Below are 22688 nucleotides of genomic sequence, written 5' to 3'. Positions count from 1 at the left end.
GCGCAGGAAAGAAGGCTGAAGCCCGAGATGAACGCAGACGGCCGTGTCAGGCTCAACCAGACGCCCGAGTGGACCGCTCTGGCCAAGCACCGCGAGGAACTGGGGGAGGTGCGGCTGCGTGAGCTGTTCGCCGCCGACCCCGCACGCGGCAGCGGGTACACGCTGCGGGTCGGGGACCTGCACATCGACTACTCCAAGCACCTCGTCACCGACGAGACACTGCGGCTGCTGCGCGAGCTGGCCGCCGCCACCGACGTCTTCGGCCTCAGGGACGCCATGTTCCGCGGCGAGAAGATCAACACCACTGAGGACCGCGCCGTACTGCACACCGCGCTGCGCGCCCCGCGCGACGCGGTGATCGAGGTCGACGGGGAGAACGTCGTCCCGGCGGTGCACGCCGTGCTGGACAAGATGGCCGACTTCGCGGGCCGCGTCCGCTCCGGCGCCTGGACCGGCCACACCGGCAGGCGTATCCGCAGCGTGGTCAACGTCGGCATCGGCGGCTCCGACCTCGGCCCGGCGATGGCGTACGAGGTGCTGCGCAGCTACACCGACCGCGATCTCACGGTCCGCTTCGTGTCCAATGTGGACGGCGCCGACCTGCACGAGGCCATCCGTGACCTGGACCCGGCCGAGACGCTGTTCATCATCGCCTCCAAGACGTTCACCACGATCGAGACGATCACCAACGCCACCTCGGCCCGCACCTGGCTGGTGGACGCGCTCGGTGACGAGGCCGCCGTCGCCAAGCACTTCGTGGCGCTGTCGACGAACGCCGAGAAGGTCGCCGACTTCGGGATCGACACGGCGAACATGTTCGAGTTCTGGGACTGGGTCGGCGGCCGCTACTCCTACGACTCAGCCATCGGGCTCTCCCTGATGATCGCCATCGGCGCCGACCGCTTCCGCGAGATGCTCGACGGCTTCCGACTCGTCGACGAGCACTTCAAGGCCGCGCCCGCAGAGTCCAACGCCCCACTCCTGCTGGGCCTGTTGGGCATCTGGTACGGCAACTTCCACGACGCCCAGTCGCACGCCGTGCTGCCGTACTCGCACTACCTGTCCAAGTTCGCCGCGTACCTCCAGCAGTTGGACATGGAGTCCAACGGCAAGTACGTCGGCCGGGACGGGCGCGAGGTCGAGTGGCAGACCGGGCCCGTCGTGTGGGGCACCCCGGGCACCAACGGCCAGCACGCCTACTACCAGCTCATCCACCAGGGCACGAAGCTGATCCCGGCGGACTTCATCGGCTTCGCCGAGCCGGTCGCCGAGCTCAGCGGCGAACTCGCCGCGCAGCACGACCTGTTGATGGCCAACTTCTTCGCCCAGACCCAGGCGCTGGCCTTCGGCAAGACGCCCGACGAGGTCCGCGCGGAGGGGGTGGCGGAGGAGCTGGTCGCGCACAAGACGTTCAAGGGCAACCACCCGACGACCACGATCCTCGCGCGCGAGCTGACCCCGTCGGTCCTCGGCCAGCTCATCGCGCTCTACGAGCACAAGGTGTTCGTCCAGGGTGCCGTCTGGAACATCGACTCCTTCGACCAGTGGGGCGTCGAGCTCGGCAAGGTCCTCGCCAAGCGCGTCGAGCCCGCGCTGACCGAGGGCGCCGACGTCCCCGGCCTGGACGCGTCGACGAAGGCCCTGGTCGCGACGTACCGGGAGCTGCGCGGAAGGCAGTGACCCGGGCCCTCGAAGCCCCCGTTGCCCCCGGCCCCGTCAGGTCACCGCGCTCAGCGTGTCCGCCAGGCGGCGCCGGGCCGCGCGGGCCGCGGGGAAGGCGGCGAGGGCGCCCGCGCCCAGTACCGCGGCCGCGCCCAGCAGCACAAGGAGGGCTGGTGACGGCCCCTGGGCGATGCCCGGGCCGATGCCGCTGGACCGGCCCTGGGCGTCGATCAGCCAGTGCGCGAGGGGCAGGCCCAGTGCCGTACCGGCGAGGACCGCGGCCAGGGCGGTGCAGCCGGTGGCCGTGACGGTGACGGCCGTGATCTGCCGTGGGGACAGGCCGATGGCCTTGAGCGCCAGCAGGTCCCGCTCACCCTCGCGGACGGTGCCGCCGATCGCCGTCAGCAGCTCGATCAGCCCGATGAGGGCCAGCACGGCTATCAGGCCCACGACGACCCCGCGCAGCGGCGAGAGCCCGTCGGCCGGGTTGGTCACGGCGTGGACGTCCAGGTGTCCGTGCCCGGCGTCGGCCAGTCGGCCGGCGACCTCGTGCGGGTCGACGCCGGGGCGCAGCCGTAGCTGATAGAGGCTGGGCGCGAGGCGCGGATCGTTCTCGCGGAGGGTGTCGAGGGAGGTGGAGATGACCCGGCCGGCGTTCTCGGGCTCGATGCTGCGGCCCACGATGTGCAGGATCTGCGGCTGGTCGCCCACGGTCATCCGCACCCAGTCGCCGACCCGCACGTCCAGAAGGTCGAGCAGTCCCTGTCCGGCGACCGCCTCGTCCCGGTCACGGGCGAGGCGGCCCTCGGCCAGGGCGTAGGGGTACGGCTCCTGGCGGGTGCCGAGGCCGCGCAGGGCGATCGTGGCCGTCTGGCCCGGGACCAGGGCGGCCACCTCGACGCCCGGATAGGCGGCGGCTACCTGCGGGTCCCGCTCCAGCAGGGCCCGTACGTCCCGGGTGCTCAGGCCCGCGTCCGCGTGGACGGTGAGCGCGGTCGGGAGACCGACCTGCTCGGGCCTGCTGTGGAAGCGGTCGATGGTGGTCCAGGCGCTCATCGCGACGACGATCAGCAGCAGGGGCAGCGCGAGCCGGGCCACCGTCGACAGTGACCGCAGGCGGCTGGTGAGGACCTTGTGACAGCCCAGCACCAGGCCGGGCGGCAACCTCAGCCCGAGCGCCCGGCGCGCCACGCCCGGCAGCCGTCCCCCGGGCGACACCGCGGGCCGCGGCACCGGAACCGGGGGCACACGCCCCGCCCGCCAGGCCGCGAGCCCGGTGGTCGCGCCGATGAACAGCACAGCGCCCACCGGCACCGCGAACAGTACGACCGTGTGCCCGGGCAGCCCCTGCCAGACGCCGACCGCGTCCCCGAGGCGCCCCGGGATCCGGCTGCCCACCGCCTGGGTGAGCCCGGTCGCGGCCACGGCGCCCAGCAGCGCGTAGGCGAGGTGCTGGAGCAGGAAGACGCGCACGACCTGGCCCGGTGTGAAGCCGATCGCCTTCAGCACGGAGATGTCCCGCAGGTGGCCCCGGATGCGGGTGGCGATCGCCCCGTGCACGGCGAGCCCGGCGGCGACCAGCGCGCCCAGCCCGAACAGGGTCAGCACCTGCCCCAGCAGCCGGTTGTCGCCCTGGGCCTCGGCGCGTGCCTGCTGCCAGGTGGAGATCTCGCCGATGGCGCCGGCGCCCAGCACGGTGACGGCGCGCTGGACGGCGTAGTCCGTGTCGTCGGGGTCGGTCAGGCGCAGGCCGATGACCTGGCCGCCGGGGTCGCGCACGGCGGACGGCAGTGCCCACACGAGGCCCGGCTGCTCGCCCGCGTGGTAGCGGGGCTCGGCGCTGTCGGCGATGCCGAGGACGGTCAGTTTCCGGGTGGAGCCGGGCAGGGTGAGGGTGTCGCCGGGTTCGGTCAGCAGGGCGCGGGCGAGGCGGCTCTCCAGGACCACGCCGTCAGGGGTCGCCGGGTCCAGCCAGTGCCCGGAGGTGATCAGCGGGCGGCCGACGACGGGCCGCTCGGGTGTGCCACGCAGTTCGACGGAGGCGCGGGTACCGCGGGCGGCGAGGGTGGCGGAGGCGGCGGGGTAGGGGCCCGCGACGGAGTCGACGCCGTCCAGCCCCGCCAGCTTCCCCACCTGGGCGGAGCGGTCGGTGTGGATCCACACGTGGGCGCCGCGCGCCTGCGTGAAGACGCGCTGCCAGGGGTTGGTGGCGTACCCGAAGAGCGCGGTGGCCAGCAGCAGCGAGACGACGATGCCCGCGGTGGCGAGCACGAGGAACAGCGCCTCGCCGCGGTGCGTGCGCAGATCGGAGTGCGCCCAGCGCAGGGTGGCTCGCACCGTGTCAGCCCTCCCCGGGCACGTCGTACACCCGCATGTCAGTCCCTGAGCTCCAGCACCCCGGAGATCCCGGTCCCGCGCGTCGGCGTGCCGTCCAGTTCCGCGTCGTCGGCGATCCGCCCGTCGAAGAAGCTGATCACCCGGTCCGCCGCGCTCGCCAGCCGCGCGTCATGGGTGACAAGTACGATGCTCTGCCCTCGCTGGTGGAAGCGGGACAGCAGCCGCATGACCTCACGGGTGCCCTTGCTGTCGAGGCTGCCCGCGGGTTCGTCGGCCAGCAGCAGCGGCGGATGGTTGACCAGGGCCCGGGCCAGCGCGACCCGCTGCTGCTCGCCGCCGGACAGCTCGCCCGGCATGCTGCGCTCCTTGCCGGCCAGGCCCAGCTCCGCCAGCAGCTCCTCCCGCTCGGTGCGCGCCTGCCGCGGGGAGACCCCGGCGAGGAGGGCAGGCAGCTCCACGTTGTCGGCGACCGACAGGTTCGACACCAGGTTGAAGAACTGGAAGACGATCCCGATCCGCTTGCGGCGCTCCACCGCCCAGCGGGCCTCGCTGTAGGCGTCCGTGCACTCGCCGTCCAGCCAGATGCTGCCGCCGTCCGGCCGCTGCAACCCGCCCAGCAGATGCAGCAGCGTCGACTTCCCGGCGCCGGACGGGCCGGTGACGGCCACGAACTCGCCTTGGCGCACACACAGGCCGACCCCGCGCACGGCGTGCGCCGGGGCGCCCTCGCCGTAATGCGTCTTGACCAGGCCCTCGGCGCGCAGCACAGGAGTGGGGCGGTCGCTCACAGGTCCCTCACTCCAGCTCCTCCAGCTCTTCCTGGCACCGTTCCAGCCAGTCGAGGTCGGCCTGCAGGTGCAGCATCGCGCCCTCGATCAGCAGGTGGGCGATGCGGTTGTCCCGGTCTTCGGCGGCGGCCAGCTTCGACAGGTGCCGCATGGTGTTGAGGTACTGGCGCCGCTGTCTGTTGATGAGGGCGATCTGCTCGGCGAGTCCGGTCTGCGGGGCGAGGGCCAGTTTCATGAAGAACTCGTCCCGTACCCGCGGCTCGTCCTCGGGCTCCTCGAACCAGGCGCGCAGCGCCTCCCGCCCGGTGTCGGTCAGGTGGTAGACCTTCTTGTTGGGCCGGCTGGACTGCTCGACGTCCTGGCCCTCGATCAGTCCCTGCTTCTCGAGCCGGCCGAGGGTCACGTAGACCTGGCCGATGTTCGGCTGAGGGTACGCGGAGCCCAGCAGTTGCTCAAGGCCCTGCTTGAGCTCGTAACCGTGGGCCGGGCCACGCGCGAGTAGAGCCAGGAGGGGCAGGCGCACTCGTGCTGTCCTCCTAGTCTGCGAATGTGCTCCAGGCCCTAGTATCGCCCATACCTAACAGGTATACATGGCCTCTGACTCGGGCGAAGGTGCCCGGCGCCAGGTGTACAGGGAGGAACCTATGCGGTGGATACACGCCGCCGGTAGGGGCCTTCTCGTCCTGGTCGTGGTCATGACCGGGTACATCGCCTCGGGCGCGCGCGCCGACGAGGGGGCGGCGGGCGGCCGGGGCCCTTTGACGCTCGCCACCGCGGGCGATCTCACCGGCTATCTCGGCACCCTCCTTCAGGGCTGGAACCGCACCCACCCCGGTGAGCGGGTCACCCTCGTCGAACTCCCGGACTCCGCCGACGAGACCCACGCGCAGATGGCCACCGACCTGCGCGACGGCGACCGGAGCCGCTTCGACGTCCTCAACATCGACGTCAACTGGACCTCGGAGTTCGCGGCCGCCGGCTGGATCAGACCACTGCCCCCCGGCCGCTTCCCGCTCGACACCTTCCTGCCGCCGGTCGTGGACACGGCGACCTACGACAACCGGCTGTACGCCGTCCCCTACGTCACCAACGCCGGGCTGCTCCTCTACCGCAAGGACGTCCTCGCCGAGGAGGGCGTCCCGCCGCCGCGCACCTGGGACGAGCTGGAGCACGACGCGAGAACCATCGCGCCGAAGTACGGACTCGACGGCTACGCGGGTCAGTTCCTGCCGTACGAGGGCCTCACCGTCAACGCGGCCGAGGCCGTCTACTCGGCGGGCGGCACGATCCTCGGCGACGAGGGCGCGCGCGTCACCGTGAACTCGGCCGCCGCCCGCGAGGGCATCGGATTCCTCGCGCGCGGAGTGCGGGAAGGCTGGATCCCGAAGGCGGCGCTGACGTACAAGGAGGAGGAGTCCAAGCAGGCGTTCCAGGACGGCGGACTCCTCTTCCTGCGCAACTGGCCCTACGCATACGTCGGAGCCTCCGCCAAGGGCTCGCCGGTCGCCGGGAAGGTCGGCGCCGTGCCGCTGCCGGGCCCCGACGGGCCCGGGACGAGCGTCCTGGGCGGCTCCAACCTGGCCGTCAACACCCACGCGCGGCACCCCGACTCGGCCGCGCGACTGATCGCGTACCTCACCAGCGAGCCCGTCCAGCGGCAGGTCCTCACGCGGGGCGCGCTGCCGCCCGTACGCGCCGCGCTGTACGAGGATCCCGAGCTGGTGCGGGAGTTCCCCTACCTGCCGACCCTGCGCGCCAGTGTGCTCGCGGCCGCTCCGCGCCCCAAGAGCCCGCGCTACGACCAGGTCAGCCTGGTGGTGCAGGCGGTCGTCCACGACGCGATGGCCGGGCGCGAGACGCCCGAGAGCGCGGTGCGGCGGCTGGCGCGCGAGCTCGCCGCCATCTCTCACCGATAACTCTCCTAGTTACTTGTTAGGTAACACATAGGTCTCATCTTCCCCTGGTGCGCCGACTTTTCGTTGACACCCTCGCGACACGCTTACCTAACATGCATGCATGTTGAGTAAGTACGACTGGTGGCGCGACGCAGTGATCTACCAGGTGTACGTCCGCAGCTTCCTGGACAGCACCGGCGACGGCATCGGCGATCTCGCCGGGGTCAGGACCGGACTGCCGTACCTGAAGAAGCTGGGCGTCGACGGGATCTGGCTGAGCCCCTTCTATCCCTCACCGCAGCACGACCACGGCTACGACGTGGCCGACTACTGCGACGTGGACCCGCTCTTCGGCGACCTCACCGAGTTCGACCTGCTGATGACGGCCGCCCGGCGGCTCGGCATCAGGGTGCTGCTCGACATCGTCCCCAACCACTGCTCCAGCGAGCACCCGTGGTTTCGTCAGGCGCTCGACTCGGCCCCCGGCAGCGCGGCCCGCGCCCGCTTCCATTTCGCCGACGGCCGCGGCCCGGACGGCTCGGAGCCGCCCAACAACTGGCACGCCATGTTCGGGGGCCCGGCCTGGACCCGGGTCACCGAGGCGGACGGCCGCCCCGGCCAGTGGTACCTGCACATGTTCACGCCCGAACAGCCCGACTGGAACTGGCGAGACCCCGAGGTGGCCGCGGAGTTCGACCGCACCCTGCGCTTCTGGCTGGACCGGGGCGTCGACGGCTTCCGCATCGACGTCGCCGCCGGCCTCTTCAAGCACCCGGATCTGCCCGACTCCCCGGACCCCGAGGCCGACGCCCGCACCCGCGACTCCGTCAACCCGCTCGCCTGGAACCAGCCCGAGGTGCACGACGTGTGGCGGCACTGGCGCGCGGTGTGCGAGGAGTACACGGCACACGACGGCCGCGAACGGCTCCTGGTCGGCGAGGTGTCCGTCCCCACCGCCCGCGAACACGCCCTGTACGTCCGCCCGGACGAGCTCCACCAGGCGTTCTTCTTCGACCTGCTCAGCGCGCCCTGGGACGCCGACGCCTTCCGCAAGGTCATCTCCGAGGCCCTGCGGGACATCGCCGGCACGGGCTCCACGGTCACCTGGGTCCTCAACAACCACGACCAGGTCCGCACCGTCACCCGCTACGGCGAGCCCGTCCCCGGCGGCAGCGGACTCGGCACCGCCCGCGCCCGCGCCGCCGCGCTGCTGATGCTGGCGCTGCCCGGAGCCGCGTACATCTACCAGGGCGAGGAACTGGGCCTGCCCGAGGTCGTCGACCTGCCCGACGACGTGCTCACCGACCCGATCTTCCGCCGCACCGGAAGCCGCGCCCGGATCCGCGACGGCTGCCGGGTGCCGCTGCCGTGGTCCGGCCAGGCGTCCCCGTTCGGCTTCACCTCCGGCACCGAGGGCGCCAAGCCGTGGCTGCCGCAGCCCGAGTGGTTCGCAGAACACGCCACCGACCGTGCCCTCGCCGACACCCGCTCCTTCTGGCACCTGTACCGCGACGGCCTCCAGCTCCGTGCCGCGCTGCCCCAGTTGGGCGAAGGCCCGCTGCGCTGGCTGGACACTCCGCCCGGAGTCCTCGCCTTCGCCCGCGGCGACGACGGTGACGGCTTCGTGTGCGCCGTCAACTTCGCTGCGGCGCCCACGCCCGCGCCGGTCCCCGGCACCGCCCTGCTGTCCAGCGGCCCCTGCCCGGCCGGGGTGCTTCCCGGCTCGACGGCGGCCTGGTGGATCAACGACCGCTGAATTCCCGTCACCTCCTGACCCTTCGAAGGGACATCAACGATGATGCGACGACGTACCACCCTGCTCACGAGCTGCACCGCCCTCGCCCTGGCGCTCGGCGCGACCGCCTGCGGAGGCGGCGGCCCGGTCTCCGCCGGCGGCGGCGACAAGGCGCTCGGCGGCCAGACGGTCACCGTGGCCGGCGTCTGGTCCGGCAGCGAGCAGAAGAACTTCCAGAAGGTCCTGGACGCGTTCGGTGAGAAGACCGGCGCCAAGACCCAGTTCGTGTCCACCGGGGACAACGTCTCCACCGTCGTGGGCAGCAAGATCGAGGGCGGCAACGCCCCCGACGTGGTGATGGTCCCGCAGGTCGGCGTGCTGAAGCAGTTCGCGCAGAAGGGCTGGCTCAAGCCGCTGTCCACCAAGACCAAGCAGGCCGTGGACGCCAACTACGCGCCCGTCTGGAAGAACTACGGCAGCGTCGACAACACCCTCTATGGCCTGTACTTCAAGGCCGCCCACAAGTCGACCGTCTGGTACAGCCCCGACGCCCTCGCTCAGGCCGGGGTCAAGACGCCGAAGACGTACGACGACATGCTGAAGGCCGGTCACACCGTCTCCGACTCCGGCCTCGCCGCCTTCTCGGTCGCCGGGCAGGACGGCTGGACCCTCACCGACTGGTTCGAGAACGTCTACCTCTCCCAGGCCGGACCGGAGAAGTACGACGCTCTCGCCGCCCACAAGCTGAAGTGGACCGACGCGAGCGTGGTCGACGCGCTCACCACGCTCGGCAAGCTCTTCAAGGACAAGCAGCTGATCGCGGGCGGCCAGAAGGGCGCCCTGAACACCGACTTCCCTGGCTCGGTGGAGAAGGTGTTCGGCCCGAAGCCCGAGGCGGGCATGGTCTACGAGGGCGACTTCGTGGCCGGGGTCGCCAAGGACCAGTTCGGGAAGAAGATCGGCGAGGACGCGAACTTCTTCCCCTTCCCGGCGGTCGGCACCGGCAAGGCGCCGGTGGTCAGCGGTGGTGACGCGGCCGTCGTCCTGAAGGACGGCAAGAACCAGAAGGCCGCCCAGGCGCTCCTGGAGTACCTGGCGACACCGGAGGCCGCGGCCGTGTGGGCGGAGGCGGGCGGCTTCCTGTCCCCGAACAAGAAGCTCGACCTCGCCTCGTACGGTGACGACGTCACCCGCGCGACCGCCAAGTCCCTCGTGGCGGCCGGGGACTCGGTCCGCTTCGACATGTCCGACCAGGCCCCGGCGGCCTTCGGCGGCACCAAGGGCGCGGGCGAGTGGAAGCTGCTCCAGGACTTCCTGCGCGACCCGTCCGACCCGAAGGGCACCGCGGCGAAGCTGGAGGCCGCGGCGGCCAAGGCGTACCAGGGCTGACCATGACCTCGACCCTGGTGAAAGAGACGAGCCCTCCGGCCGCCGCCGGCCCCACGCCCGCCCGGCGCACCCGGCGGCGGGGCCGGACCGTCGCCCTGCTGTTCGTGTTTCCCGCGCTGCTCCTGCTGGGCGCGCTCGTCGTCTACCCCGTGCTGTTCTCCGTCGGCCGCAGCTTCTTCGACGCCTCCGGCACCCGCTTCGTGGGCGGCGAGAACTACACGGAGATGTTCCACGACCCGGCGACGCTCAAGGCCGTGCGCAACACCGCGATCTGGGTGGTCGTGGCGCCCGCCCTGCTGACCGGCCTCGGCCTGATCCTCGCCGTGCTGGTGGAGAAGGTCCGCTGGGCGACCGCCTTCAAGCTGCTGCTGTTCATGCCGATGGCGGTGTCCTTCCTCGCCGCGGGCATCATCTTCCGGCTCGCCTACGACGAGGACCCCGACAAGGGCGTCCTGAACGCGGCCGTGGTCTCCGTGCACGACGCCTTCCAGGGCACGTCGTCCTACCCGACCGCCCGGGCGCGTGACGGTCACGGCCTGACCAAGGAGGCGGACGGCTCGTACCGGACGAACGCGAGCGTGGGGGACGCGGTGGCGCTCGGCCTGGTCGGGGTGCTGCCCCAGGACCTGCCGGGCGACGCCCGCCCCGCGTACGCGGCCGCCGGGCGCGAGGCGGCGCCGGACGAACTCCGCGGGGTCGTCTACCTGGACTTCACACCCGGCGGGGGAGGGGAGCAGGGCAAGGTCGACCGACGGGAGAGCGGGCTGCCGGAGATGACGGTCGAGGCGGTGCGCGACGGGAAGAAGGTCGCCACCACGACCACCGCGCCCGACGGTTCCTTCCGCTTCGAGGGGCTGGCCGACGGCTCGTACGCCGTGCAGCTCCCGGCCTCGAACTTCGCCCCGCCGTACGAGGGGATCTCCTGGCTCGGGCCCGCGCTCGTCACACCGGCGATCATCGGGGCGTATCTCTGGATCTGGACCGGCTTCTCGATGGTCCTGATCGGAGCGGGACTCGCGGCGCTGCCACGGGACGCGCTGGAGGCGGCGCGGATCGACGGCGCGAACGAGTGGCAGATCTTCCGGCGGATCACGGTCCCGCTGCTCGCACCGGTGCTGACCGTCGTCTTCGTGACCCTGGTGATCAACGTGATGAAGGTCTTCGACCTCGTCTACATCATCGCGCCGGGGCCCGTGCAGGAGGAGGCGACCGTGCTCGCCACGCAGATGTGGCTGGTGTCCTTCGGCGGCGGCAACAACCAGGGTCTCGGCAGCGCGCTGGGTGTGCTGCTCCTGCTGCTCGTGATCCCCGCCATGGTCTTCAACGTCCGTCGTTTCCGAAGGAGTCAGCGATGAACGCCGTCAGGCGCGGGCTGGGCAACGGGCTCGTCCAGGCCTTCCTCGTGGTCGTCGGGCTGGTGTGGATGACCCCGCTGGCCGGGCTGTTCCTGTCCTCCCTGCGGTCCGCCGAGGACACCGCGAAGGGCGGCTGGTGGACGGTGTTCGCCGGCCCCGGGCAGCTGTCCTTCGACAACTACACGGCCCTGCTGAAGAACGCGGGCATCACCCAGGCGTTCTGGAACACGGTGCTGATCTCCGTCCCGACGACGGTGCTCGTGGTCGTCGTCGCGGCCCTCGCCGGGTACGCCTTCGCGTGGCTCGACTTCCCGGGCCGCGAGGTGATTTTCCTCGTCGTGGTGGCGCTGCTGGTGGTGCCCGTGCAGATCGGGCTGCTCCCGGTCGCCAAACTCTTCGGACAGCTCGGCCTGTTCGGCACGATCCCCGGTGTGGTGCTCTTCCACGTGGCCTACGGGCTGCCGTTCGCGGTGTTCCTGCTGCGCAACTACTTCGCCGAGATGCCGAAGGAGATGCTGGAGGCGGCCCGCATGGACGGGGGCAGCGAATGGCGCATCTTCACGAGGCTCGTCCTCCCGGTCGGGCGCCCCGCGATCGCCAGCCTGGCCATCTTCCAGTTCCTGTGGGTCTGGAACGACATGCTGGTGGCCCTCCTCTTCGCCGACAGCTCCTCACAGCCGCTGACCGTGCAACTCCAGTCCCAGATCCGGCAGTTCGGCAGCAATATCGACGTGCTGGCGCCGGGAGCGTTCCTGTCGCTGATCGTGCCGGTGGCGGTCTTCTTCGCCTTCCAGCGGCACTTCGTGCAGGGCGTGATGGCCGGGTCGGTGAAGTAAGACGGACGGGCCGGGGCCCAGGGCTTCACAGCAGCCCTGGGCCCCGCACCGTCACGCCGACGCCGGTGGGTACAGCGCCCTCGGGAGCTGTGACGCCGCCGCCGTGTCCAGGAGCCACAAAGTGCGGGCGCGGCCGCGGGCGCCCGCGGCGGGGGCCTGGATCTCGCCCGCGTCGGAGAGGGCGATCGCCGCGGCCTGGGCCTTGTCCTCGCCGGCGGCCAGCAGCCACACCTCACGGGCCGCCCGGATGGCCGGGAGGGTGAGGGTGACACGGGTCGGCGGCGGCTTGGGCGCGCCGTGGACGCCGACCACCGTCCGCTCGGTCTCCCGTACGGCGGGCAGCTCGGGGAAGAGCGACGCCACATGGGTGTCCGGGCCGACGCCCAGCATCAGGACGTCGAAGGTGGGCACGGCGCCATGGTTCTCGGGGCCGGCCGCCCGGGCCAGCTCCTCGGCGTAGGCCGCGGCCGCCGCGTCCACGTCACTGCCGTACGGGCCGTCCGACGCGGGCATGGCGTGCACGCGCTTCGGGTCCAGCGGCACCGCGTCCAGCAGCGCCTCGCGGGCCTGGGTGACATTGCGCTCGGGGTCGCCCTCGGGCAGGAAGCGCTCGTCGCCCCACCAGAGGTCCAGGCGGCCCCAGTCGATGGCGTCCCGGGCGGGCGCCGCGGCCAGTGCGGCCAGCAGGCCGTTGCCGTTGCGGCCGCCGGTCAGGACCACGGACGCCTGGCCCCGGGAGGCCTGGGCGTCCACGATCCTGGTGATCAGTCGGGCCGCCGCGGCCTGCGCCATCAGTTCCTTGTCGTGGTGCACGACCAGCTGCGGGGCGCTCACTGCGGGTCCGCCTTCTTGACCGGGGGCATCTGCGCCGGAGAGGGCCGATCGGCGTCGCCCTGGCCCGACGGGGCGGCGGCCGGTGCGGACGGTTTGGCCGCGGCCGCCGGTTCCGGCACCGAGCGGACCGGGAGGGACGGCACGGGCTGAGCGGCCGCCGCGGCGGCCTCGGCCGCCCGCTCCGCCGCCGACTGGATGCCGCCCAGCCGGTCCACGCCGAACCGCAGGGCGGACGCGTACGTGTCGTCGGGGTCGAGCCTGCGCAGCTCCTCCGCGAGCAACTCGGACGTCTCGCGGCGCTTGAGCGCCACCGCGCGGTCCGGCTGGCCCGGCAGCGCCAGCGTGGCCATCGCCCCGTCCGACCGGTGCAGGGTGATGGGGCCGCCGGTCGTCTCCATGCGGACCTGGGTCAGGCCGGGACCCGCGGAGATCGCGCGCCGGACGTGCACATGGAGGCGGTCGGCGAGCCACATCGCGAGCAGTTCGACGCTCGGGTTGGACTCCTCGCCCGCCACTTCGGCGGAGACGATCTCGCAGCTGACCTGGTCGAGGGCAGCGGCCAGCATCGAACGCCACGGCGTGATCCGGGCCCACGCCAGGTCGGTGTCCCCCGGCTCGTAAGACTCGACCCGGGCCCGCAGTTCGTCGACGGGCTTCTCCGCGGCGTAGCTGTCGGTGACACGGCGCTGGCCCAGAGCGCCCAGCGGGTCGCCCGCCGGGTCGCGCGGGGCGTCCACCGACCACCAGACCACCACCGGCGCGTCCGGCAGCAGCAACGGCAGGACGACCGACTGGGCGTGGTCGGCGACCTCGCCGTACAGCCGCAGGATGACCGTCTCGCCGGTGCCCGCGTCCGCGCCCAACCGCACCTCGGCGTCGAGGCGGGACTGGGTGCGGCCCCTCGGTGAGCGCGAGACGCGCTTGATGACCACCAGCGTGCGCGAGGGGTGCTCGTGTGACGCGTCGCCCGCGGCCTTCAGAGCGTCGTAGGCGTTCTCCTCGTCCGTCACGACGACGAGGGTCAGCACCATGCCGACGGCGGGCGTGCCGATGGCGCGCCGCCCCTGGACCAACGCTTTGTTGATCTTGCTGGCGGTGGTGTCCGTGAGGTCTATCTTCATGGCCGGCGCCAGCTCCGTCCGTCTCGCTCGAGCATCTCGTCGGCCTCGACGGGCCCCCACGTACCGGCCGGGTACTGCGCGGGCTTGCCGTTCTTGTCCCAGTACTCCTCGATCGGGTCGAGGATCTTCCAGGACAGCTCGACCTCCTCGGTGCGCGGGAAGAGGTTCGAGTCGCCCAGCAGCACGTCGAGGATCAGGCGTTCGTACGCCTCGGGGCTGGACTCGGTGAAGGACTCGCCGTAGGCGAAGTCCATCGACACGTCCCGGATCTCCATCGAGGTGCCCGGCACCTTGGAGCCGAAGCGGACCGTGACGCCCTCGTCGGGCTGGACGCGGATCACGATCGCGTTCTTGCCGAGCTCCTCCGTCGCCGTGTGGTCGAAGGGGGAGTGCGGGGCCCGCTGGAAGACCACCGCGATCTCCGTGACGCGGCGGCCGAGACGCTTGCCGGTGCGCAGGTAGAAGGGGACGCCCGCCCAGCGGCGGTTGTCGACCTCCAGCTTGATCGCGGCGTACGTGTCGGTCTTGGACTGCTGGTTGATGCCGTCCTCCTGGAGGTAGCCGACGGCCTTCTCGCCGCCCTGCCAGCCCTCCGCGTACTGGGCGCGCACGGTGTCGCGGCCCAGGTCCTTCGGCAGCCGAACCGCGCCCAGCACCTTGGTCTTCTCCGCGGCGAGCGCGTCGGCGTCGAAGGAGGCCGGTTCCTCCATGGCCGTCAGGGCCATCAGCTGGAGCAGGTGGTTCTGGATGACGTCACGGGCGGCGCCGATGCCGTCGTAGTAGCCCGCCCGCCCGCCGATGCCGATGTCCTCGGCCATGGTGATCTGCACGTGGTCGACGAAGGACCGGTTCCAGATCGGCTCGAACATCGTGTTGGCGAAGCGCAGCGCCAGGATGTTCTGGACGGTCTCCTTGCCGAGATAGTGGTCGATGCGGAAGACCTGGTCCGGGGCGAAGACCTCGTGCACGATCGCGTTGAGTTCCTCGGCCGAGGCGAGGTTGTGCCCGAACGGCTTCTCGATGACCGCGCGCCGCCAGGAGCCACCCGTCTGGTCGGCGAGATTGTGCTTCTTCAGCTGCTGGATGACGACGGGGAAGGCCGACGGCGGAACCGACAGGTAGAAGGCGAAGTTGCCGCCGGTGCCCTGCGCCTTGTCCAGCTCCTCGATCGTCGAGCGCAGCCGCTCGAACGCGTCGTCGTCGTCGAAGGTGCCCTGCACGAAGCGCATGCCCTGGATGAGCTGCTGCCAGACCTCCTCGCGGAAGGGGGTGCGGGCGTGCGCCTTGACGGCGTCGTGCACCTCCTGGGCGAAGTCCTCGTGCGCCCACTCACGGCGGGCGAAGCCGACCAGGGAGAAGCCCGGCGGCAGCAGTCCGCGGTTGGCGAGGTCGTACACCGCGGGCATCAGCTTTTTGCGTGACAAATCGCCCGTGACGCCGAAGATGACCAGGCCCGACGGCCCCGCGATACGCGGGAGCCGTCGGTCTGCGGGGTCACGAAGCGGGTTCGCTCCGGAACCGGAGATAGAGGCCAAGATTTCAGCCCTCCGAGGGGGCGAGGCGCTCGAGAACGGCCTCGGTCGACTTGAGCAGGTCGTTCCAGGACGCCTCGAACTTCTCGACGCCCTCGTCCTCCAGGACCTGGACCACGTCGTCGTACGAGATCCCGAGCTTCTCGAGCGCGTCGAGGTCGGCGCGGGCCTGCTCGTAGGTGCCGGCGACGGTGTTGCCGGTGATGTCACCGTGATCCTCGGTGGCCAGCAGGGTGGCCTCCGGCATGGTGTTGACGGTGTTCGGGGCGACCAGGTCGTCGACGTACAGGGTGTCCTTGTACGCCGGGTCCTTCACACCGGTCGACGCCCACAGCGGACGCTGCTTCTTGGCGCCCGCCTTCTCCAGCGCCTGCCAGCGGTCCGAGGAGAAGACCTCCTCGTACGCCTGGTAGGCGAGGCGGGCGTTGGCGACGGCGGCCTTGCCGCGGGCGGCCTTGGCCTCGTCGGTGCCGAGCGCGTCGAGCCGCTTGTCGATCTCGGTGTCCACGCGGGAGACGAAGAAGGACGCCACCGAGCGGATCAGAGACAGGTCCAGGCCCTTCTCACGCGCCTTCTCCAGGCCCGTGACGTAGGCGTCCATGACCTCGCGGTAACGCTCCAGGGAGAAGATCAGCGTGACGTTGACGCTGATGCCGTTGCCGATGACCTCGGTGATCGCCGGCAGGCCGGCCCGGGTCGCCGGGATCTTGATGAGGGTGTTGGGACGGTCGACGAGCCAGGCGAGCTGCTTGGCCTCGGCGACGGTGGCGCGGGTGTTGTGCGCCAGGCGCGGGTCGACCTCGATGGAGACCCGGCCGTCCTGGCCGTCGGTGGTGTCGAAGACCGGGCGCAGGATGTCGGCGGCGTCACGGACGTCCGCCGTCGTGATCATGCGGACGGCCTCTTCCACGGTCACCTTGCGGGCGGCGAGGTCCTCGAGCTGCTGCTCGTAGCCGTCGCCGCTGCTGATGGCCTTCTGGAAGATCGTCGGGTTGGTGGTGACGCCCACGACGTGCTGCTGGTCGATCAGCTCGGCGAGGTTGCCGGACGTGATCCGCTTGCGCGACAGGTCGTCCAGCCAGATCGCGACGCCTTCGTCGGAGAGGCGCTTCAGTGCGTCTGTCATGGAAATTACATCTCCTACGTGTCGTATATGAGCGTCAGCGCTGGGTGGCGGTGATGGATTCCCGGGCCTGGGCGGCCACGTTCTCTGCGGTGAAGCCGAACTCACGGAAGAGCACCTTGCCGTCGGCCGAAGCACCGAAGTGCTCCAGGGAAACGATGCGACCGGCGTCCCCCACGTACTTGTGCCAGGTGAGTCCGACTCCGGCCTCGACCGCGACACGGGCCTTCACCGACGGCGGCAGGACGCTGTCCCGGTACCCCTGGTCCTGCTCCTCGAACCACTCCACGGACGGCATCGACACCACGCGGGTGGGCACGCCGTCGGCCTGGAGCTGCTCACGCGCCTCCACCGCCACGTGCACCTCGGAACCGGTGGCGATGAGGACGACCTGCGCCTCGCCGCCCTCGGCCTCCAGCAGCACGTAACCGCCGCGCGCCGCGTCCTCGTTGGGCTCGTACGTCGGCACGCCCTGACGGGTCAGCACCAGGCCGTGCGGGGCGCCCTTGCCGAACTCCTTGGTGTACCGCTTGAGGATCTCGCGCCAGGCGATCGCGGTCTCGTTGGCGTCCGCCGGACGCACCACGTTCAGACCCGGGATCGCCCGCAGCGAGGCGATGTGCTCGACCGGCTGGTGGGTCGGGCCGTCCTCACCGAGACCGATGGAGTCGTGCGTCCACACATACGTCACCGGCAGGTGCATCAGCGCCGACAGCCGCACCGCGTTGCGCATGTAGTCGGAGAACACCAGGAACGTACCGCCGTAGACACGGGTGTTGCCGTGCAGGGCGATACCGTTCATCTCCGCGGCCATGGAATGCTCGCGGATACCGAAGTGGATGGTGCGCCCATAAGGGCTGGCCTCCGGCAGCGGGTTGTCCGCCGGCAGGAACGACGACGACTTGTCGATCGTGGTGTTGTTCGACCCCGCGAGGTCGGCCGAGCCGCCCCACAGCTCCGGGATCACCTCACCCAGTGCCTGCAGCACCTTGCCCGACGCGGCACGCGTGGCGACACCCTTGCCGGGCTCGAAGACCGGGAGCTTGTCCTCCCAGCCCGCGGGCAGCTCACCCGCGGCGATCCGGTCGAAGCCCGCCGCACGCTCAGGATTGTTCTGACGCCACAGCTGGAAGGACTTCTCCCACTCCGCCTTCGCGTCCGCGCCCCGCTGAAGTGCGCCGCGGGTGTGGGCGATGACCTCGTCGGCCACCTCGAAGGACCGCTCCACGTCGAAGCCCAGCACCTGCTTGGTGGCCGCGACCTCCTCATCCCCCAGCGCCGAGCCGTGCGCGGCCTCGGTGTTCTGGGCGTTGGGGGCGGGCCAGGCGATGATCGAGCGCATCGCGATGAAGGACGGCCTGTCCGTGACCTTCTTCGCCTCCTCGATCGCGTTGTAGATCGCGTGCGGGTCGAGGTCCCCGTCCGGCTTCGGCGCCACGCGCTGCACGTGCCAGCCGTAGGCCTCGTAGCGCTTGACGGTGTCCTCGGAGACGGCCGTCTCCGTGTCACCCTCGATGGAGATGTGGTTGTCGTCCCACAACAGCACCAGGTTGCCCAGCTTCTGGTGACCCGCCAGCGAGGACGCCTCCGCGGAGATGCCCTCCTGCAGACAGCCGTCCCCCGCGATCACGTACACGAAATGGTCGAACGGCGACTCGCCGACCGGGGTGTCCGGGTCGAACAGGCCCCGCTCGTAACGGGCCGCCATCGCCATGCCGACGGCGTTGGCGACACCCTGCCCGAGCGGGCCGGTCGTGGTCTCCACGCCCACCGTGTGGCCGTACTCCGGGTGACCCGGCGTCTTCGAACCCCACGTGCGGAAGGCCTTCAGATCGTCCAGCTCCAGCCCGAAACCGGCCAGGTACAGCTGGGTGTAGAGGGTCAGGGACGAGTGGCCCGCGGACAGCACGAAACGGTCGCGTCCGACCCAGTCGGCGTCCGCCGGGTCGTGCCGCATCACCTTCTGGAAGAGGGTGTAGGCGGCAGGCGCCAGGCTCATCGCCGTACCCGGATGGCCGTTACCGACCTTCTGTACGGCATCGGCGGCCAGGACGCGGGCGGTGTCCACGGCCCGCTGGTCCAGCTCGGTCCACTCGAGGTCTGTGGTGGTCGGCTTGGTGCTCACCCTGGGTCAGGGCTCCTCTCCACATGTCGGGTACCGGTGTTCTGGGCGCGCGCCCTCCGGCTGCCGGTGCACTGGATGCCCACCGGCCGCTGTCGAGCCTACCCCCGCGAGTACGTGCGTTTTTTCGAGCCGTTCCAGACTGACGGGAGTGCGCGCGATCCGCCTCCCGACTGGGTCGGACCGCATTCGGCATCTGAATACGGAGCCGCTCATCCGACTGCTCAATCGAGCCACCGAACGCACGTCGGACGACCCTCCGGAGCGCGTCCACCAACACGACCCGACCCCCGCGAATGTCGGGGTCTGGGCAACGTCTACAGTGGCGTGGTACGCGCGAGCCTTTACCGCCACTTCACACGGGAGGCTTGCTGGGAGTCTCTGTCAGGGGTGTGCGTGACGGCCGTCGAATCCCGTCCAGCGGGGGTGCTCGGTGCGAGCCAGAACCGGATCCACCGGCCGTTCGGGGCCCGTGTCAAGGCGTTCGTGGCGCTGACCAAGCCGCGGATCATCGAGCTGCTGCTCATCACCACGGTTCCGGTGATGTTCCTCGCGCAGCAGGGTGTGCCGGACCTCGGCCTGGTGCTGCTGACCTGCGTGGGCGGCTACCTCTCCGCCGGCGGCGCCAACGCGCTGAACATGTACATCGACCGTGACATCGACGCGCTCATGGACCGCACCTCGCAGCGCCCCCTGGTCACCGGCATGGTCAGCCCGCGCGAGTGCCTCGCCTTCGGCGTCACGCTCGCGGTGGCCTCGACGCTGTTGTTCGGCCTCACCGTCAACTGGCTGTCGGCCTGGCTGGCCCTCGGCGCGCTCCTCTTCTACGTCGTCGTCTACACGATGATCCTCAAGCGCCGTACCTCGCAGAACATCGTGTGGGGCGGCATCGCGGGCTGCATGCCGGTGCTGATCGGCTGGACGGCGGTGACGAACTCGCTGTCCTGGGCCCCGCTGATCCTGTTCATGGTCATCTTCTTCTGGACGCCGCCGCACTACTGGCCGCTGTCCATGAAGGTGAAGGACGACTACGCGCGCGTGGGCGTGCCGATGCTGCCGGTGATCGCCTCCAACAAGACGGTTGCCAAGCAGATCGTGATCTACAGCTGGGTGATGGTCGCGGTCTCCCTGCTGCTGACCCCGCTCGGCTACACCGGCTGGTTCTACACGCTGGTCGCCCTGGCCGCGGGCGGCTGGTGGCTGTGGGAGGCGCACGCGCTGATGACCCGCGCGAAGGCGGAGACCACGGGCGCGAAGCTCAAGGAGATGCGCCTGTTCCACTGGTCCATCACCTACGTCTCGCTGCTGTTCGTCGCGGTGGCGGTGGACCCCTTCCTGCGCTGACGTACGTCACAGGGCCCTGCTCTCGCCACTCGTTCTACCCGTGAGTAGCATCCTGGCCATGGCAGACACGCAGCAGGTCGACGCGAAGGCCGAGCGCAAGGTGGCCCGGCTCACCAAGCAGATCAACTCCTTCGCCAAGGAACACGGCGGGGCCGAGGGCCAGGTCGCGTACATCGGGGAGCGCGGCGCCCGCATCGTCCTCGTCGGCGAGGACGGCGGCTGGGGCGACCTGGTGGCCCCCACCTACGCCATCGCCGAGAAGGCCGTCGAGAAGTCCGGCATCACCGTCCACGAGTCCTTCGACGGCGAGTTCGCGGCGAAGGTGACGACGGGCCCGTACGAGTGGACGAGGATGGCGGGCATCCAGATCGGCGGCCCCAGCAACAGCTGACCCCCTCAGCAACACCTACTCACCGGTTCACCCGTTAGGCCGTTAAAGCCAGCGCACGCGGGGGTGTCCGGATGATCGAAACGCCGTCCCTCGTGGACCAGTACTGCCACGGAGTACTGAGAACAGAGCTGGGCCTCGGCACCTTCGAGGCCCAGCTGGCCCGCACCGAGGGCCCACCCGCACCCGGCACCACCCTCTTCGACACCCAGACGGGCTTCGCCGTACGGCGTTGGTGCCCCCCGTTACTCGGCCTGGAACCGCACTGTTCCCCCGCCCGCTATCTCGCCCGCCGTCGTGAACTGGGCGTACTGGAAACGGGCCGCAGACTGCTGCGCGGCAGCGGCATCACGACCTATCTGGTGGACACGGGGCTGCCCGGCGACCTCACCGGCCCCTCCGAGATGGCCTCCACGGGCGGGGCCGACGCCCACGAGATCGTGCGGCTGGAACTCCTCGCGGAGCAGGTCGCCGACACCTCCGGCACCGTCGAGTCGTTCCTCGCCAACCTCGCCGAGTCGGTGCACGGCGCCGCCGCGAACGCCGTCGCCTTCACCTCCGTCGCGGGTGTACGGCACGGCCTCGCGCTCGCGCCCGAACCGCCGGGACCCGGGGAGGTACGCGGCGCCGTCGGCCGATGGCTGGCCAGGCGCGGGGTGGGCGGGGAGCTGAGCGATCCGGTGCTGCTACGGCACCTGCTGTGGATCGCGGTGGCCTCGGGGCTGCCCCTGCAGCTGCACGCGGGGTCGGGGGCACCGGGCCTGCGCATCGACCGTACGGACCCGGTGCTGCTGACGGACTTCGTCCGTGCCACAGCGGGCCTCGGCACGGATCTGATCCTGCTGCACGGCTACCCGTACCAACGCCACGCCGCCCACCTCGCCGGCGTCTTCCCGCACGTGTACGCCGATTGCGGCGCCGCCCTCGTGCGGACCGGAGCCCGCGGGGCCACCGTCCTCGCCGAGACCCTGGAGCTGGCACCCTTCGGCAAGATCCTCTTCTCCAGCGGGGGCCAGGCGTTGCCGGAGCTGCACGTGGTGGGGGCCCGCCTGTTCCGCGAGGCCCTCGCGAGGGTGCTGGGCACCTGGGTCGCCGAGGGGGCGTGGTCGCCGGCGGACGCGCAGCGGGTGGCGGGGCTGATCGCGGCGGGGAACGCGCGGCGGGTGTACGGGCTGGAGAAGTGACCTACGCGCGCGTGGCCACCGCGGGCTCCGCCGACGACCCCGGCAGGTCGGTCGGCGTCGTCGCCGCACGCTCGCGCAGCGACAGCAGCACCCGCACCACCCAGATCCACATCACCGCGGAGCCCAGCATGTGCAGGCCCACCAACGCCTCGGGCAGGTCGGTGAAGTACTGGACGTAGCCGATGACACCCTGGGCGAGCAGCGCCAAAAACAGCTCCCGCGTCCGGGCCAGCGGAGCCTTCGGCGCGTCGACCGCCTTGAGGACGAACCACAGGGCGAAGGTCAGCGTCACCACGATCCAGGCCAGGACGGCGTGCAGCTTGCTGACGGTCTCCCAGTCCAGCGGCATGCGGTCGACCTCACTGGAGTCGCCCGCGTGCGGTCCCGCGCCGGTGACGACCGTGCCGACCAGGATCAGCAGCACGGCGGCCGCGACCAGGAACCAGACCAGCTGCTGCACGTGCTTGCCGACCAGAGCACGGGGCTCCGCGTCGCCCTCGCGGGTGCGCTGCCACATCACCGTGGCGACCGCGATCAGCGCCGACGTCGCCACGAAGTGCGCCGCGACCGTGTACGGGTTGAGGCCCACGAGCACCACGATGCCGCCGAGGACCGCGTTGCTCATCACGATCCAGAACTGTGCCCAGCCGAGCCGGGTCAGGCCACGTCGGTACGGCTTCTCGGAGCGCGCGGCGATGATCGCCCAGCCGACGGCGGCGCACAGCACGTACGTCAGCATGCGGTTGCCGAACTCGATGGCGCCGTGGAAGCCCATCGCGCTGGTGGCGGTCAGTGAGTCCTTCGTGCACTTGGGCCAGGTCGGGCAGCCGAGGCCCGAGCCGGTCAGGCGTACGGCGCCGCCGGTGACCACGATGACCACCGACATGACGAGCGCGGCGAGGGCCGCCCGACGAACCGTCCGGGGTTCCGGGGTCCAACGTGCGGCGATGAAGGCGAGGGGGTTGCGCACGGCGGCGGTGGCGTCGGCGCGGGTCAGCTTTGGCACGCCGTCCATCGTAGGCCGACGCTTGTGCACGCTTTCA

The 22688-nt window shown here is 70.9% G+C and carries 18 protein-coding genes; 9 read left to right on the top strand and 9 right to left on the bottom strand.

Translation table 11 applies throughout. The features are described 5' to 3' along the window. Positions 1-27: 27 nt before the first annotated feature. On the top strand, positions 28-1680 hold the full coding sequence (pgi, locus tag AC067M_RS00210) for a glucose-6-phosphate isomerase (RefSeq protein ID WP_478694698.1): 1653 nt from the start codon (positions 28-30) through the stop codon (positions 1678-1680). Between the two features lie 36 nt (positions 1681-1716). On the opposite strand, the gene AC067M_RS00205 is transcribed toward pgi, so the two are convergent. From AC067M_RS00205 to AC067M_RS00195, 3 genes are read right to left on the bottom strand one after another with little or no spacing between them, the layout of a single operon-like run. Beyond that, a complete protein-coding gene (locus tag AC067M_RS00205; protein WP_478694697.1) occupies positions 1717-3999 on the bottom strand; it encodes an ABC transporter permease in 2283 nt (760 codons plus the stop codon). Positions 4000-4037: 38 nt separating this feature from the next. Beyond that, the gene (locus AC067M_RS00200) at positions 4038-4787 is read right to left on the bottom strand and encodes an ABC transporter ATP-binding protein (protein WP_478694696.1); all 750 of its coding nucleotides are present in this window, start codon (positions 4785-4787) and stop codon (positions 4038-4040) included. Positions 4788-4794: 7 nt separating this feature from the next. Continuing rightward, the gene (locus AC067M_RS00195) at positions 4795-5310 is read right to left on the bottom strand and encodes a PadR family transcriptional regulator (protein ID WP_478694695.1); all 516 of its coding nucleotides are present in this window, start codon (positions 5308-5310) and stop codon (positions 4795-4797) included. Between the two features lie 121 nt (positions 5311-5431). Between AC067M_RS00195 and AC067M_RS00190 the strand changes: the two genes are divergently transcribed. The 5 genes from AC067M_RS00190 to AC067M_RS00170 all read left to right on the top strand — a co-directional run bounded on the left by AC067M_RS00190 (position 5432) and on the right by AC067M_RS00170 (position 11997). Continuing rightward, positions 5432-6703 (top strand): ABC transporter substrate-binding protein, encoded by a 1272-nt coding sequence (locus AC067M_RS00190; protein WP_478694694.1) that lies wholly within the window; start codon positions 5432-5434, stop codon positions 6701-6703. A 100-nt stretch (positions 6704-6803) separates the two neighbouring features. After that, complete coding sequence (locus AC067M_RS00185; protein WP_478694693.1) at positions 6804-8438, top strand: glycoside hydrolase family 13 protein; 1635 nt, start codon at positions 6804-6806, stop codon at positions 8436-8438. A 39-nt stretch (positions 8439-8477) separates the two neighbouring features. Further along, on the top strand, positions 8478-9806 hold the full coding sequence (locus tag AC067M_RS00180; RefSeq protein WP_478694692.1) for an ABC transporter substrate-binding protein: 1329 nt from the start codon (positions 8478-8480) through the stop codon (positions 9804-9806). A 2-nt stretch (positions 9807-9808) separates the two neighbouring features. Then, positions 9809-11161, top strand: a complete 1353-nt coding sequence (locus tag AC067M_RS00175; protein WP_478694691.1) for an ABC transporter permease — start codon at positions 9809-9811, stop codon at positions 11159-11161. Then, on the top strand, positions 11158-11997 hold the full coding sequence (locus AC067M_RS00170) for a carbohydrate ABC transporter permease (protein WP_478694690.1): 840 nt from the start codon (positions 11158-11160) through the stop codon (positions 11995-11997). Before AC067M_RS00175 ends, AC067M_RS00170 begins: the two co-directional genes overlap by 4 nt. 51 nt (positions 11998-12048) lie before the next feature. On the opposite strand, the gene pgl is transcribed toward AC067M_RS00170, so the two are convergent. Genes pgl through tkt form a run of 5 tightly spaced genes read right to left on the bottom strand, consistent with a single transcriptional unit; the run spans position 12049 to position 18732 of the window. Further along, positions 12049-12831: a 6-phosphogluconolactonase gene (pgl, locus tag AC067M_RS00165; RefSeq protein WP_478694689.1), complete on the bottom strand. Its 783-nt coding sequence runs from the start codon at positions 12829-12831 to the stop codon at positions 12049-12051. Beyond that, complete coding sequence (opcA, locus tag AC067M_RS00160; protein WP_478694688.1) at positions 12828-13952, bottom strand: glucose-6-phosphate dehydrogenase assembly protein OpcA; 1125 nt, start codon at positions 13950-13952, stop codon at positions 12828-12830. Before opcA ends, pgl begins: the two co-directional genes overlap by 4 nt. Beyond that, on the bottom strand, positions 13949-15478 hold the full coding sequence (gene zwf, locus AC067M_RS00155) for a glucose-6-phosphate dehydrogenase (RefSeq protein ID WP_478695326.1): 1530 nt from the start codon (positions 15476-15478) through the stop codon (positions 13949-13951). Before zwf ends, opcA begins: the two co-directional genes overlap by 4 nt. A 13-nt stretch (positions 15479-15491) precedes the next feature. Beyond that, positions 15492-16610: a transaldolase gene (gene tal / locus AC067M_RS00150; RefSeq protein ID WP_478694687.1), complete on the bottom strand. Its 1119-nt coding sequence runs from the start codon at positions 16608-16610 to the stop codon at positions 15492-15494. Positions 16611-16644: 34 nt separating this feature from the next. Further along, positions 16645-18732, bottom strand: a complete 2088-nt coding sequence (gene tkt, locus AC067M_RS00145; RefSeq protein ID WP_478694686.1) for a transketolase — start codon at positions 18730-18732, stop codon at positions 16645-16647. Positions 18733-19119: 387 nt separating this feature from the next. On the opposite strand from tkt, the gene AC067M_RS00140 reads away from it, so the two are divergent. From AC067M_RS00140 to AC067M_RS00130, 3 genes are all read left to right on the top strand, one after another. Further along, the gene (locus AC067M_RS00140; protein WP_478694685.1) at positions 19120-20073 is read left to right on the top strand and encodes a heme o synthase; all 954 of its coding nucleotides are present in this window, start codon (positions 19120-19122) and stop codon (positions 20071-20073) included. A 58-nt stretch (positions 20074-20131) separates the two neighbouring features. Beyond that, the gene (locus tag AC067M_RS00135) at positions 20132-20464 is read left to right on the top strand and encodes a hypothetical protein (RefSeq protein ID WP_478694684.1); all 333 of its coding nucleotides are present in this window, start codon (positions 20132-20134) and stop codon (positions 20462-20464) included. 71 nt (positions 20465-20535) lie between these two features. After that, on the top strand, positions 20536-21645 hold the full coding sequence (locus AC067M_RS00130) for an amidohydrolase family protein (protein ID WP_478694683.1): 1110 nt from the start codon (positions 20536-20538) through the stop codon (positions 21643-21645). A 1-nt stretch (position 21646) separates the two neighbouring features. Here AC067M_RS00130 and AC067M_RS00125 read toward each other — a convergent pair whose 3' ends face one another. Beyond that, complete coding sequence (locus tag AC067M_RS00125) at positions 21647-22660, bottom strand: COX15/CtaA family protein (RefSeq protein WP_478694682.1); 1014 nt, start codon at positions 22658-22660, stop codon at positions 21647-21649. Between the last annotated feature and the right edge of the window lie 28 nt (positions 22661-22688).

The organism is Streptomyces sp. NPDC043427 (assembly GCF_056436655.1).
This window is presented reverse-complemented; position numbering and strand designations above follow the sequence as displayed.

Bases quoted from the DNA above. Each gene is read 5' to 3' on its own strand.
- AC067M_RS00130 (WP_478694683.1), top strand. From the start codon at position 20,536: ATGATCGAAACGCCGTCCCTCGTGGACCAGTACTGCCACGGAGTACTG.
- AC067M_RS00185 (WP_478694693.1), top strand. From the start codon at position 6,804: ATGTTGAGTAAGTACGACTGGTGGCGCGACGCAGTGATCTACCAGGTG.
- AC067M_RS00175 (WP_478694691.1), top strand. From the start codon at position 9,809: ATGACCTCGACCCTGGTGAAAGAGACGAGCCCTCCGGCCGCCGCCGGC.
- AC067M_RS00170 (WP_478694690.1), top strand. From the start codon at position 11,158: ATGAACGCCGTCAGGCGCGGGCTGGGCAACGGGCTCGTCCAGGCCTTC.
- opcA (WP_478694688.1), bottom strand. From the start codon at position 13,952: ATGAAGATAGACCTCACGGACACCACCGCCAGCAAGATCAACAAAGCG.
- AC067M_RS00190 (WP_478694694.1), top strand. From the start codon at position 5,432: ATGCGGTGGATACACGCCGCCGGTAGGGGCCTTCTCGTCCTGGTCGTG.
- pgi (WP_478694698.1), top strand. From the start codon at position 28: ATGAACGCAGACGGCCGTGTCAGGCTCAACCAGACGCCCGAGTGGACC.
- tal (WP_478694687.1), bottom strand. From the start codon at position 16,610: ATGACAGACGCACTGAAGCGCCTCTCCGACGAAGGCGTCGCGATCTGG.
- AC067M_RS00125 (WP_478694682.1), bottom strand. From the start codon at position 22,660: ATGGACGGCGTGCCAAAGCTGACCCGCGCCGACGCCACCGCCGCCGTG.
- AC067M_RS00180 (WP_478694692.1), top strand. From the start codon at position 8,478: ATGATGCGACGACGTACCACCCTGCTCACGAGCTGCACCGCCCTCGCC.
- AC067M_RS00135 (WP_478694684.1), top strand. From the start codon at position 20,132: ATGGCAGACACGCAGCAGGTCGACGCGAAGGCCGAGCGCAAGGTGGCC.